Source organism: Micromonospora sp. NPDC047134, assembly GCF_040643455.1.
Lineage (GTDB): Bacteria > Actinomycetota > Actinomycetes > Mycobacteriales > Micromonosporaceae > Micromonospora.
This window is the reverse complement of sequence record NZ_JBEYUI010000004.1, coordinates 256,661-270,801: the sequence shown is the minus strand read 5'-3', so window position 1 is coordinate 270,801 and position 14,141 is coordinate 256,661. Positions and strand designations below refer to the sequence as shown.

General features: G+C 70.0%; 5 protein-coding genes. 3 read left to right on the top strand and 2 right to left on the bottom strand.

The genetic code is table 11. The features are described from left to right. Positions 1-53: 53 nt before the first annotated feature. A complete protein-coding gene (locus ABZ795_RS08415) occupies positions 54-6,314 on the top strand; it encodes an RHS repeat-associated core domain-containing protein (protein WP_357529823.1) in 6,261 nt (2,086 codons plus the stop codon). 121 nt (positions 6,315-6,435) lie between these two features. Here ABZ795_RS08415 and ABZ795_RS08410 read toward each other — a convergent pair whose 3' ends face one another. After that, positions 6,436-6,807, bottom strand: a complete 372-nt coding sequence (locus tag ABZ795_RS08410; RefSeq protein ID WP_357529822.1) for a hypothetical protein — start codon at positions 6,805-6,807, stop codon at positions 6,436-6,438. 88 nt (positions 6,808-6,895) lie between these two features. Further along, positions 6,896-7,759, bottom strand: a complete 864-nt coding sequence (locus tag ABZ795_RS08405) for a GNAT family N-acetyltransferase (protein ID WP_327024893.1) — start codon at positions 7,757-7,759, stop codon at positions 6,896-6,898. A 197-nt stretch (positions 7,760-7,956) separates the two neighbouring features. Here ABZ795_RS08405 and gltB point away from each other — a divergent pair, with 197 nt between their 5' ends. Then, entirely contained in the window at positions 7,957-12,630 is a 4,674-nt protein-coding gene (gene gltB, locus ABZ795_RS08400; RefSeq protein ID WP_357529821.1) for a glutamate synthase large subunit, read from the top strand. Next, entirely contained in the window at positions 12,623-14,131 is a 1,509-nt protein-coding gene (locus ABZ795_RS08395) for a glutamate synthase subunit beta (RefSeq protein ID WP_327024895.1), read from the top strand. The genes gltB and ABZ795_RS08395 overlap by 8 nt, the downstream gene beginning before the upstream one ends. Positions 14,132-14,141 lie beyond the last annotated feature (10 nt).

The following is a 14,141-nucleotide window of genomic DNA, read 5'->3' as shown; positions in this document are numbered from 1 at the left end:
GGGCGAGAACGATGGGTCGTACCAATCGGTGCTTACGATGGCTGGCCGCCCCGATGGCGCTGGTCCTGGCGGTGACGTTGTTCGAGCAGCCGTCGGCTGCCGTTGCCGCGCCGAAGTGGGAACCGCCGAAGCCGAAGGAGGTCACCGGGCTTAAGGTGACCGACGTCCGGCCGGAAGCCGCCCGGCCGGATTTCTCGGCGCAGTCGCGGACGGTGCGTCAGCCGCGCCCGGTGAACTGGCCGGCGGCCGGCACGGCGACGGCCCGGCCGAAGGTGGCCGGTGCGGGTCGGGCCGGTGAGCTGCCGGTGACGGTGTCCGCCGTGGAGTCGGAGGGCCTCGGCGCCCGGAGACTGGCCGGGCCGGACGTGGTGTCGGTGCGGGTGTTCGACCGGGCGGCCACGGCGCGAGCCGGCGTGCAGGGTGTGTTGCTGGGCCTGGGCCGTGCGGACGGGGGAACAGGCAGCGGCCCGGTCTCTGTCGAGGTGGACTTCTCGGGGTTCGCGCACGCCTACGGTGGTGACTGGGCGTCGCGGTTGCGGCTGGTGCAGCGGCCGGAGTGCGCGGTGACCACGCCGCAGGTGGCGCAGTGCCAGACGTCGACGCCGATCCCGTCGGTGAACGACGCGCGCGCGTCGACGGTGTCGGCGCGAGTAAGCCTGCCGGGTGAGGCAATGACGCTGCTCGCGGTGCAGGCCGACTCGGCCGGTGACAACGGTGACTACAAGGCGACCGATCTGTCGCCGGCCGGAGCCTGGGAGGTGTCGACCCAGACCGGTGACTTCTCCTGGTCCTACGAACTGCGGATGCCACCGTCGTTGGGTGGGCCGTCACCGTCGGTGAGCCTGGCGTACTCGTCGGGCAGTGTCGACGGGATGACCTCGATGACGAACAACCAGGGTGGTTGGGTCGGCGACGGCTGGTCGTCCTGGCCGGGTTTCATCGAGCGGCGGTACGCCTCCTGCGGGGACGACAATCCGGGTCACAAGACCGGCGACCTGTGCTGGTTCAGCGACAACGCGACGTTGTCGTTGAACGGTCGGGCGGGTGAGCTGGTCCGGAGTGGTTCGGTGTGGCGGTTGAAGAACGACGACGGCACCAGGATCGAACGGGTCACCGATTCGGCGCGCAATAACGGTGACGACGACAACGAGTACTGGAAGGTGACCACCACCGACGGGGTGCAGTACTACTTCGGCTACCACCGGCTGCCGGGCTGGTCGTCGGGGGATCCGGTGACGAACTCGACGTGGACGACTCCGGTGTACGGCAACAACTCCGGTGAGCCGTGCTACGACTCCACGTTCGCGAACGCCCGCTGCGACCAGGGATGGCGGTGGAACCTCGACTACGTGGTCGATCCGAACAACAACTCGCTGGCCTACTTCTACAAGAAGGAGACCGGCGCGTACGGGCGGAACAACACTCCGACCCAGCGGACCACCTATGACCGGGGCGGTTACCTGGACCGCATCGAGTACGGCATGCGCAAGGGCGCCGAGTACAGCGCGGCCGCGCCGTTGCGGGTGACGTTCGAGACCGGCCCGCGGTGTCTGTCGAACTGCTGGACGGGCGCGGAGTGGACGTCGGATCCGAGGCCGAATTCCTGGCCGGACACGCCGTGGGACCAGTACTGCGATGAGTCCCCGTGCGTGGAGCAGAACTCGCCGACGTTCTGGTCGGCGCGTCGGCTGACCAAGGTCACCGCGCAGCTGCGCAACGGCACCTCGTCGTACCGGGATGTGGAGTCCTGGGCGTTGCGGCACGAGTTCATCAACGCCGGCACCGGTGAGGGTACGCCGATGTGGCTGCGGGGGATCACCCGTACCGGGCACGTCACCACTGCCGGTGGTGTCGCCGTCTCCGACCCGGAGATCACCTTCAACCCGGGAGCCGAGCCGTTGGCCAACCGGGTCGACGGGCCCTCGGACCAGCGCACCGAGTTGAACCGGTGGCGGATCAAGCAGATCCGCACCGAGACCGGCGGCGACATCCTGATCACCTACTCAGGCCACGACTGCACCCGCACCAGCCTGCCGACGCCGCACTCGAACACCAAACGGTGTATGCCCGCCTACTTCTCCTGGCCCGGCAGCGGGGACCCGACCCTGGACTGGTTCCACAAGTACGTCGTGACCCGCATCGACCAGGACGACCTGGTCACCGACCAGCCGAACCAGACCACCTTCTACGACTACCTCGACAACCCTGCCTGGGCGTACAACACCGACGAGCTGACCAAGGACAAACACCGCACCTGGGGCGACTGGCGCGGCTACGGCCGGGTACGGGTCCGCCAGGGCGACCCGACCAACGGGGTACAGACCGCGGTCGAATACCGCTACCTACGCGGCATGCACGGCGACAAGCAGCCCAGCGGCACCCGCTCCGTGCAGGTGTCGGACACCTGGGGCGGAACGATCACCGACCACGAGGCGCTCCAGGGCTTCCTCCGCCAGGAGATCACCTACAACGGGGTCAGCAGCAGCGGCGTCAACGGTGCCGAGGTTTCCTCCACCCTGAACGAGCCGTGGCGCCGTGGCCCGACCGCGACCCGGACGCGCAACGGCGTGACCACCAACGCCTGGATGGTGAACAACGCCTCGACCCGGACCCGTACCGCCCTCGCGGCCGGCGGGTTCCGCATCACGAAGACCGCCACCACGTACAACTCGGACGGTCTGCCGACGGCGGTGGAGGACGCCGGTGACGAGAACGTCACCGGGGACGAGACCTGCACCCGTACCCGGTACGCCCGTAACGAGGGCAGCTGGATGATCGACCGGGTCAGTCAGACGGAGGTGCTGTCGATCAGGTGCGCGGACGCGCCGAGCACGGCGACGCCGGCCACGGTCCTGAAGCGGGATCGTTCCTTCTACGACAGCTACACCGGCGACTCGTCCTTCGGCGCGGCCCCCACCAAGGGCAATGTGGTGCGCACCGAGGAACTGGACCGGTTCGACGGCGCCAACCCGGTATATGTCCGCACCCAGTCGATGAGCTACGACGCCAACGGCCGGGTCACCTCCACGACCGACGCCAGGGGCTACAGCAGCACGACCGACTACACGACGGCCAACGGTGGCCTGCTCACCCAGACGGTGGAGACCAATCCGCTCGGCCACACGAAGACCACCGCCCGGGAACCGGCCTGGAACCTGGCCACCCGGGTGACCGACGAGAACGGGGCGTTCACCGACCTGACCTACGACGGTCTGGGCCGGCTGACGAACGTGTGGCTGCCCGGTCGGAACAAGGCCAACCAGAGCGCCAGTACGAAGATCAGCTATCAGATGCGCAACAGCGGTGGTCCGACCGCCGTCTCCACCGAGAGCCTGCTGGTGACCGGTTCGACGTACAAGAAGTCGGTCACCCTGTACGACGGCTTCCTGCGTGAGCGGCAGAGCCAGACCCAGGCCACCGGCGGCGGGCGGTTGCTGACGGAGACGTTCCACAACGCCCGGGGCGAGGTGGAGTGGACCTCCGAGCCGTACTACGACACCACGAACGCGGCACCCTCGACGACCCTCGGCACGCCGCAGGGCCAGATCCCGTCGATCACGCAGAACGTGTACGACGGGGCCGGCCGACGTACCGCCGAGATCTTCAAGGCCCTCGGGGTGGAGAAGTGGCGGACCAGCACCAGCCACGACGGTGACCGGATGCACGTCACCGCCCCGCAGGGCGGCATCGTCAGCACCGTCATCACCGACGTCAAGGGACAGACCACCCGACTGCGGCAGTACGCGAACCGGTCCGACGTCGGTTCGACCGATCCCGCCACGTACGACGAGACGCAGTACACCTACACCCTGCTCGGGCAGCAGAAGACGATCAAGGACCCGGCCGGCAACACCTGGTCGTACAGCTACGACCTGCGCGGTCGGGAGATTCAGGCGGTCGACCCGGACAAGGGCACGACCACTTCGACCTACGACGCCGAGGGCAACGTACTCACGGTGACGGCGCCGTTGGGCACCGGAACCACGACCGTCGCTTACACCTATGACGAGTTGGGCCGCAAGACCAGCGTGCGGGACGACAGCGCCACCGGCGCGATACGGGCCGACTGGGTTTTCGACACCCTGCCCAACGGGAAGGGCAAGCTGACCTCCACCACCCGCTACACCGGTGGTCAGGCGTGGACCAGCCGGACCGACTCCTACGACGCGTTCGGGCGGACCACCTCCACCTCCCTGGTGGTGCCCGCGTCGGAGCCTCAACTGTGTGCCGCGGCGGGACCGGATCCCTGCGTCTACACCACGACCACCAGCTACCGGGTCAACGGACAGACGCACCAGGTAGACCTGCCGGCCGCAGCCGACCTGCCGTCGGAACGGTTGACCTTCGGCTACAACGACCTCAGCGAGGACGGCTCGCTGCTGTCGGCGGCACAGATCTACGTCGGGGCGGTGACCTACAACAAGCTGGGTCAGCTCACCGGGCGGGAGTTGGGCGCCTTCGGCTCGCGGGTGGCGGTCACCTCCGATTTCGACGAGCCGACCCGCCGGCTGAAGGCCACCAATGTGGTGCCGGAGCTCAAGCCGGAAGCGGCGAACTGGTCCTACGAGTACGACGCGGCCGGAAATGTCACCAAGATCAAGGAGCAGCCGCAGGGGCAGACCGCGGACACCCAGTGCTACACGTACGACCACCTGCGGCGACTGACCGGGGCCTGGACCCCGGGCTCCGGTGACTGTGCCCAGAGTCCCACCGTGGCGGGGCTCGGTGGACCGGCGCCCTACTGGCACTCTTGGACCTTCGACGTCACCGGCAACCGGCTGACCGAGACCCGGCACGCGGCGACGAACACCACCTTCAATTACACCCACCCGCCGGCGGGTGCGGCCCGCCCGCACACCGTCACCAACGTCACCGCGACCGGAGGCGTGTCGTGGAGTCGTAACTACGGCCACGACAACGCCGGCAACACCGTCGCCCGGCCCACGGCCAGCGGCGCCACCCAGAGTCTGGTGTGGAACCGGGAGGGTGACCTGGAGAGCGTCACCGAGGGCGGCACCACCACCAGCTTCCGCTACGACACCGAGGGCAACCGGCTGACCCGTACCGACGCCACCGGCAAGACCCTCTACCTGCCCGGCGGCTTGGAGGTCCGCTACACCAACGCCACCGCCGCCAAGACCGCCACCCGCTACTACACCCATGCGGAAGCAGTCGTCGCGATGCGGACCGGCGAGGGACTGTACTGGATTCTCGGTGACCATCACGGCACGGCCGAACTGACCATCAACGCCGCCACCCTGGCGATCGCCAAGCGTCGCACCCTGCCCTATGGCGACAACCGGGGCAACGCGGTCGGCATCTGGCCGGCAGCCATGGACAAGGGATTCGTCGGCGGCACCAAGGATCCCACCGGCCTGACCCACATAGGTGCCCGAGAATACGATCCCTTCATCGGCCGGTTCATCAGCGTCGACCCCGTGATCGACTACGCGGACCCGCAGCAGATGCACGGCTATGCCTACAGCAACAACAACCCGGTGAGTTTCACCGATCCGGACGGCGAGTTTCTCCGCAGTGTCGTGAAGAAGGCGGCGAACGCCGCCGTGTCGACCGGCAAATTCCTGTCCGACAATGCCGGGAACATCTCACTCGGGCTGGGGGTGGCAGCAATGGCCTGTGCGGTCATTCCGCCGCTACAGGTGCTCGCGCCGGTCCTCACGGCGGGATCCGCGCTGGCCGGTGCCTATGATGCGGGCAAGAGTGCGAAGAATGGGGACTGGACCGACGCCGCCATCGGAGTGGCCGGCCTGATTCCCGGCGGCAAGGCCGTGATGCAGACCGGCAAGTTGCTCAAATCCACCGCAGGCCCGGCTAAGAAGCTCTCCGCGGCCAAGGTGCAGCACACGAAGCTCAGTTGGCAGAACCAGAAGTTCCAGCAGAACGCCCGCCGTCCCGGCCAGGACGAGAGCTACCGGAGGCTGGCGTATCAGATGGAGACCCAGGGGATGTTGTTCGCCGACTACGCCGTCAGCGTCCATCGCCGGATCCTGGGCGAGGCCGTGGATCAGGTGATCAAGCAGCCCAGGACCGGGTTGGACTTCATGGGTGACGTGCTGTTGCTGGAGAACGCCAACTTCAACGCCTGCAAGTGGTTCGTCGGCTGTGAGTCCTCACGGCATGCGACGGTCTTTCCGGAGCATGCGCAGCGCAATGTCGTCAAGGCGAGCAGCGGCGTCAGGGGTAACGGCAGCGGTGGCTACCAGCCGAAGACGACCCCGGCGAAGAACTCTCCGTCCGCGCCGGTGCGGACGCCGACGTACAACTGGACGCCGGGACGAATCGGCGGCATCTAGGCAGTGACCGCGTAGATCCGGTTCACCGACCCGGGTCGAGTCAGGTGTCGGGCCGCGAGGATGATCTTCATCCGCGCGGCCCGACACCATGCTGGGTGACACTGGCCCGTCGAACGGCGGCTCAGGCGGCGGGCGAGAACCACTGCCGAGACGATGCGGGCAGCAGCAGCAGGCCGATGACGGCAGCGAGCGCCACCATCCGCAACACGGTCAACGCGTCGATGTCGGGCAGTGCCGTCAGGCCGTACGCGATGTTGAAGGCGGCGAAGCCGGCGGTCAGCATCCGGGCGCGCCCGACCTGGCGCCACAGGCCGTACGCGAAGGCCAGCGAGAGAAGGACCACCCCCACGGCGAACACGGTCGCCCTCGTGTCGGTGACCCCCGGAGCAGTGCTCGTCTTGAACTGGATCGCCTGGATGACGCTCGCCAGGGGGAAAATGATCGCGGCCGCGACGACCGGGATGGGGACGCGTGTCTGACCTTGATCGATCATCGACACATGGTAGGTGTTGATCGCTTGGCTCGACCAGAGCGGCAGTCGGTGCACCTGTGCGGCTGTCGGATCAGGTTGTGCGGGCCGGTCAGGTGGTGACGGCGGCAGGTTCGGCCACGCAGGCGGTGCCCACGCGGTGGAAACCGGCCCGCAGGTAGACCCGGGCGATCTCCTCGCTACCGGCGGAGAGGAACACCAGGTCGGTTCCGTCGGCCAGCAGGGCACGGGCCAGGGTGGCGGTGACCGCCGCACCGAGTCCTCGACGGCGGGCGCTGGGCAGGGTGGCCACCCCGGCGATCTCGGCGACGTCACCGACCCGCATGGCCATGCCGCTGGCCAGCGGGCCTTCGGTGGCAGTGCCGGCCAGTACCGAGAGGTGGCTGCCGTTGGCGATGCGGGCGCGTTCCTCGTCGACCGCCGCCTCGTCCAGGCCGATCATGGCCGCGTCGCGCTCGGCCGCTCCGGACCTGCCCCGCGCGGTGCCGGGCGCGGCGAATCCGACCGCCGCCACCGCCCGCCGCGCGGCCACCGCTGCACCGAGATCATCGTCCGTCGGGCCTAGCAACCGCACCGACACGCCAGCGACGGCCTCCGGGTGGAGCAGGGTCACCGGGTCGGGCAGGGCGGCCGGGTCGAGGACCATCAACGGCGCTTCGAGTACGGCCAGGCCGGCCGCACGGGCCACCGGGAGCAGGTCCGGGTTGAGGTCGTGCACCCACTCCAGCGCCTCGGGCAGGCCCAACTCCCGCTGCCGGGCGCGGACCTCGGTCAGCTCGGCCAGCGACGGCGGCCGCCCGGCACCCCGACGCGGTCGCGCGTAGAACGGCCATCCGCGGCCTTCCCGAACGAAGAGGACCAGAGCGCCGTGATCTTCCACATGTGCCGCGTCCCGGGGCACCGCGTCGTAGAACCGTTCCAATCGGTCGAGGAGGTCGGTACGCTCGGAATCCACCCGGCGAGATTACCCGTCTCAGAGTCTGGACGGTGTGATCAATCTGCACTGGCCTTGCCCTACGAGCCCTAACGTAGACTTAATAGTCCGTATAGGGCCGACGTCGTCCCGATCATTTTTTAGCCTGAGTGACGACAGGAGGCCCGGTGGCCTTTGCGTACCCACACCGCCCCCAGCCGGCACCGCAGGACCCCCAGGTGACGTCTCCTGCCGGCCTGTACGACGCCGCTCATGAGCACGATGCCTGCGGGGTCGCCTTCGTGGCCGATCTGCACGGACGGCGCTCCCATACGGTGGTCGCCAACGGCCTGGGCGCGCTCTGCCGGCTGGACCACCGGGGTGCCCGGGGCGCGGAGCCGAACACCGGCGACGGCGCCGGCATCATGATCCAGGTACCGGACGCCTTCCTGCGCGCGGTGGTGGACTTCCCCCTTCCCCCGCACGGTGAGTACGCCACCGGTCTGGTCTTCCTGCCGGACGACGACGCCGGTGCGGCGCGGGCCCGCCAGGTGGTCGAGAAGTACGCCCTGGTCGAGGGGGCGGAGCTGCTCGGCTGGCGGGATGTGCCGGTCGATCCCTCCGACCTGGGCGACACGGCGTTGGCCGCGATGCCCCGGGTGCGGCAGTTGTTCCTCGCCGCCCGTCGGCTCACCGACACCCCGGCCGGTCCGGCCGGTTCCCCACTGAGCGGCCTGGAGTTGGAGCGGGTCGCCTTCTGCGTACGCAAGCAGGCCGAGCGGGAGTCCGCCGAGCGGGGAGTGCCGGCGTACTTCCCCTCGCTGTCCGGGCGGACCATGGTCTACAAGGGGATGCTCACCCCGGACCAGCTACCGGCCTTCTACCCGGATCTGACCGACGAGCGGGTGGACAGCGCCATCGCCCTGGTGCACTCCCGGTTCTCCACGAACACCTTCCCCTCCTGGCCGCTGGCCCACCCGTACCGGTTCATCGCCCACAACGGTGAGATCAACACCATCCGGGGCAACCGGAACTGGATGCAGGCCCGTGAGGCCCTGCTGCGTACCCCCGATCTGCCGGGCAACATCCGCCGGGTCTTCCCGATCTGCACCCCGGCCGCCTCCGACTCGGCCAACTTCGACGAGGTCCTGGAGCTGCTGCACCTGGCCGGGCGGAGCCTGCCGCACGCGGTGCTGATGATGATCCCGGAGGCCTGGGAGAACGACCCGGACATGGCCGCCGACAAGCGGGCTTTCTACCGGTTCCACGCCAGCCTGATGGAGCCCTGGGACGGCCCGGCCTCGGTCGCCTTCACCGACGGCGAGATCGTCGGTGCGGTGCTCGACCGCAACGGCCTGCGGCCGGGGCGCTGGTGGCAGACCGCCGACGGGCTCGTGGTGCTGGGCAGCGAGGCCGGGGTGCTCGACCTCGACCCGGCCACCGTGGTAGCCAAGGGTCGCCTCCAGCCCGGCAAGATGTTCCTGGTCGACACCACGACCGGTCGGATCGTGCACGACGAGGAGATCAAGACCGAGCTGGCCGCCGCCCAGCCGTACGCCGACTGGCTGCACGCCGGGCTGATCGAGCTGGACGACCTGCCGGCCCGCGAACACCAGGTCTACACCCACGACTCGGTACGCCGTCGTCAGCTGACCTTCGGCTACACCGAGGAGGAGCTGAAGATCCTGCTCGCCCCGATGGCCCGTACCGGCGCGGAGCCGATCGGGTCGATGGGCACGGACACCCCGATCGCCCCGCTGTCCACCCGGCCCCGGCTGCTCTACGACTACTTCCACCAGCTGTTCGCCCAGGTCACCAACCCGCCGCTGGACGCCATCCGGGAGGAGTTGGTGACCAGCCTGGCCTCGACCATCGGCCCGGAGGGCAACCTGCTCGACCCCGGCCCGGCGAGCTGCCGGCAGATCGTGCTGCCCTACCCGGTGATCGACAACGACGAGCTGGCCAAGATCCTCAGCATCGACGAGGACGGCGACCTGCCCGGCTTCAAGGCGGTACGGGTCTCCGGGCTCTACCGCATCCGCGACGGCGGCGCCGGGATCAAGGCCCGGCTGACCGAGATCTGCCGGCACGTCTCCGAGGCGATCGAGGACGGGGTACGCATCCTGGTCCTCTCCGACCGGGACTCCAACGCCGACCTGGCCCCGATCCCGTCGCTGCTGCTCACCGCGGCGGTGCACCAGCACCTGGTCCGGGAGCAGACCCGTACCCAGGTGGCCCTGATCGTGGAGTCCGGCGACTGCCGGGAGGTGCACCACGCGGCCGTGCTGATCGGCTACGGCGCGGCGGCGGTCAACCCGTACCTGGCCTTCGAGTCGGTCGAGGACATGATCTCCACCGGCGCGCTGGCCGGGATCGAGCCGCGCACCGCGATCCGCAACTACGTCAAGGCCCTCGGCAAGGGGGTCCTGAAGATCATGTCCAAGATGGGCATCTCCACGGTGTCCTCGTACTGCGGGGCGCAGGTCTTCGAGGCGGTCGGGCTGCACAGCCGCCTGATCGAGCGGTACTTCCGGGGCACCCCGAGCACGATCAGCGGGGTCGGCCTGGAGGGCATCCACACCGAGGTGGCCGCCCGACACGCCCTGGCCTGGCCGGCGCCCGGAGTCCCGGCCGGCGACCGGCTGCCGGTGGGCGGGGAGTACCAGTGGCGCCGCGAGGGTGAACTGCACCTGTTCAACCCGGAGACGGTGTTCCTGCTCCAGCACGCCACCCGCAGCCGCCAGTACGACGTGTTCCGCAGCTACACCGCCAAGGTCGACGAGTTGGCCGCGAAGGCCGGCTCCCTGCGCGGGCTGTTCCGGCTGCGTACCGGGGAACTGCCGCCGGTGCCGATCGAGGAGGTGGAGCCGGCCAGCGAGATCGTCAAGCGGTTCGCCACCGGCGCCATGTCGTACGGGTCGATCTCGGCGGAGTCGCACGAGACCCTGGCGATCGCGATGAACCGCCTGGGCGGCAAGTCCAACACCGGTGAGGGCGGCGAGGACGTCGACCGGCTGCACGACCCGGAGCGCCGCTCGTCGGTCAAGCAGATCGCCAGCGGCCGGTTCGGGGTGACCAGCGAATATCTGGTCAACGCCGACGACCTCCAGATCAAGATGGCCCAGGGCGCGAAGCCCGGCGAGGGCGGGCAGTTGCCCGGCAACAAGGTGTGGCCGTGGATCGCCCGGACCCGGCACGCCACCCCCGGGGTGGGTCTGATCTCCCCGCCGCCGCACCACGACATCTACTCCATCGAGGACCTGGCCCAGCTGGTGCACGACCTCAAGTGCGTCAACCCGGCCGCCCGGGTGCACGTCAAGCTGGTCAGCGAGGTCGGGGTCGGCACGGTGGCCGCCGGGGTGGCCAAGCTCAAGGCCGACGTCATCCTGATCTCCGGTCACGACGGCGGCACCGGGGCCTCCCCACTGAATTCCCTCAAGCACGCCGGCACCCCCTGGGAGCTGGGCCTGGCCGAGGCGCAGCAGACCCTGCTGCTGAACAAGCTGCGTGACCGGGTCACCGTGCAGGTGGACGGTCAGCTCAAGACCGGCCGGGACGTGATCGTCGCGGCCCTGCTCGGTGCCGAGGAGTTCGGCTTCGCCACCGCCCCGCTGATCGTCTCCGGCTGCATCATGATGCGGGTCTGTCACCTGGACACCTGTCCGGTCGGCATCGCCACCCAGAACCCGGTGCTGCGGGAGCGCTACACCGGCAAGCCGGAGTTCGTGGAGAACTTCTTCCTGTTCCTCGCCGAGGAGATCCGCGGCTACCTGGCCGAGCTGGGTCTGCGCAGCATCGACGAGGCGATCGGCCGCACCGAGCTGCTGGACGTGGCACCGGCGATCGAGCACTGGAAGGCCGGCGGGCTGGACCTGCACCGGGTGCTGCACCTGCCGGAGCTGCCCGAGGGGGCGGCCCGTCGGGGCGTACGCGCCCAGGATCATGGCCTGGAGTTGGCGCTGGACAACCAGCTCATCGCGCTGGCGGAGCCGGCCCTGCGCGGCGACGGCGAGCCCGCCCCGGTGCGGGCCGAGGTGACCATCCGCAACGAGCACCGCAGCGTCGGGGCGATGCTCGGCGGGGAGGTCACCCGCCGCTACGGCGGCGCCGGGCTGCCCACCGACACGATCGAGTTCTCCCTGCGCGGCACCGCCGGGCAGTCCTTCGGGGCCTTCCTGCCCCGGGGGGTCACCCTGCGGCTGTACGGCGACGCCAACGACTACGTCGGCAAGGGGCTCTCCGGTGGTCGGCTGATCGTCCGACCGGCGCGGACCTCGCCGTTCGTCACCCCGGACGCCGCGCCGGGTAGCCGGGCCGAGGATCAGATCATCGCCGGCAACACCATCCTGTACGGCGCCACCGGGGGAGAGGTCTTCCTGCGTGGTCGGGTGGGGGAGCGGTTCGCGGTCCGCAACTCCGGTGCGGTGGCCGTCGTCGAGGGAGTCGGCGACCACGGCTGCGAGTACATGACCGGGGGCACCGTGGTGGTGCTCGGCGCCACCGGGCGCAACTTCGCCGCCGGCATGTCCGGTGGTACGGCCTTCGTCTGGAACCTGGACCGACGGCGGGTCAACACCGAACTGGTCGACCTGTCCGCCCCCAGTGAGTCCGAGCGGGCCCGGCTGCACGAGTTGGTGCAGCGGCACTTCGCCGAGACCGACTCGGCCGTCGCCGAGCAGTTGCTCAAGCGCTGGCCGGAGGCGGTGGAGGAGTTCACCGCCGTGGTACCCCGGGACTACCGCCGGGTCATGGAGATCATGCAGGCCGCCGAAGCCGCCGGCCAGGACGTCGACGAGGCGGTGATGAGCGCCCTGGCGCCCGCCGCCGCCCCACCGCAGCCGACGCCCACGCAGGCGTCGCAGTCGGTCCCGCCCGCTGACCGGGTGGTCGCCCAGGAGGTGGCTCGTGCCTGACCCGAACGGTTTTCTGCGTCACCCCCGTCGGATGCCGGCCCGCCGGCCGGTGCCGGTGCGGATCAGTGACTGGCGGGAGGTCTACCCCCCGGCCGGTGAGGAGCTGATCCGCGAGCAGGCGGCCCGGTGCATGGACTGCGGCATCCCCTTCTGCCACAGCGACACCGCCGGCTGCCCCCTGGCGAACCGGATCCCGGACTGGAACGACCTGGTCCGCACCGGCAACTGGGACGCGGCGGTGGAGTCCCTGCACGCCACGAACAACTTCCCCGAGTTCACCGGTCGACTCTGCCCGGCGCCCTGCGAGGCGGCGTGCGTGCTCGGCATCGCCGGGGGTGACCCGGTGACCATCAAGCAGGTCGAGGCGGAGATCGCCGACGCCGCCGTGGCCCGGGGGCTCACCCCGGCCGAGGTGCCGCCGCCGAGTGGCCGGTCCGTCGCCGTGGTCGGTTCCGGCCCGGCCGGGCTGGCCGCCGCGCAGCAGCTGGCCCGCGCCGGTCACGCCGTCACCGTGTACGAGCGCGACGACGCGATCGGTGGCCTGCTGCGGTACGGCATCCCCGACTTCAAGCTGGAGAAGCGGCACATCGACACCCGGCTGGCCCAGCTCGCCGCCGAAGGGGTGCAGTTCCGCACCGGGGTCAACGTCGGCGTCGACATCACCGCCGAGCAGTTGCGCGAGCAGCACGACGCGGTGCTGCTGGCCTGTGGGGCGTTGCAGGGCCGCGAGTCCGACACCCCTGGCCGGCAACTGCGGGGGGTGCACCAGGCGATGGCGCACCTGGTGGCGGCCAACCGGGTGGTTGCCGCAGCCGGTGAGGGGCGCCCCGCCCTGGCCACCCTGCCCGACGGCACTCCGATCGACGCGGCCGACAAGCATGTCGTCATCATCGGCGGCGGGGACACCGCGGCGGACTGCCTGGGGGTGGCCCACCGGCAGGGGGCGGCCGGCGTACACCAGCTGGACCTGTACCCGCAGCCGCCCCGGGCCCGCGACGAGGCCCGCGACCCCTGGCCCACCTGGCCGTGGATCCTGCGGGAGTACGCCGCCCACGAGGAGGGCGGCGAGCGGGTCTTCGCGGTCGCGGTGCAGGAGTTCGTCGACGACGGCACCGGCGCGGTCCGGGCGGTACGCATCGCCGAGGTGACCGTGGAGAAGCGCGACGGCCGACGGATCGTCACCCCGGTGCCGGGTACCGAGCGGGAACTGCCCGCCGACCTGGTGCTGCTGGCGATCGGCTTCGAGGGCACCGAGGAGCAGCCGCTGCTGGCCCAGTTCGGGGTGGCCCGCAACGCCCGGGGCGCGATCGACTCCCGGGCCGACTGGCAGACCGAGACCGAGGGGGTCTTCGTCGCCGGTGACATGCACCGGGGCGCCTCGCTGATCGTCTGGGCGATCGCCGAGGGGCGGGCCGCCGCCGCGGCGATCCACCACTACCTCGACGGGGTGGGTGCCCTGCCCGCTCCCGTCCGCGCCGACTCCCGCCCGCTGACGGTGTAAGGAAGGGCAC

Bases quoted from the DNA above. Each gene is read 5' to 3' on its own strand.
- ABZ795_RS08415 (WP_357529823.1), top strand. From the start codon at position 54: ATGGCGCTGGTCCTGGCGGTGACGTTGTTCGAGCAGCCGTCGGCTGCC.
- ABZ795_RS08410 (WP_357529822.1), bottom strand. From the start codon at position 6,807: ATGATCGATCAAGGTCAGACACGCGTCCCCATCCCGGTCGTCGCGGCC.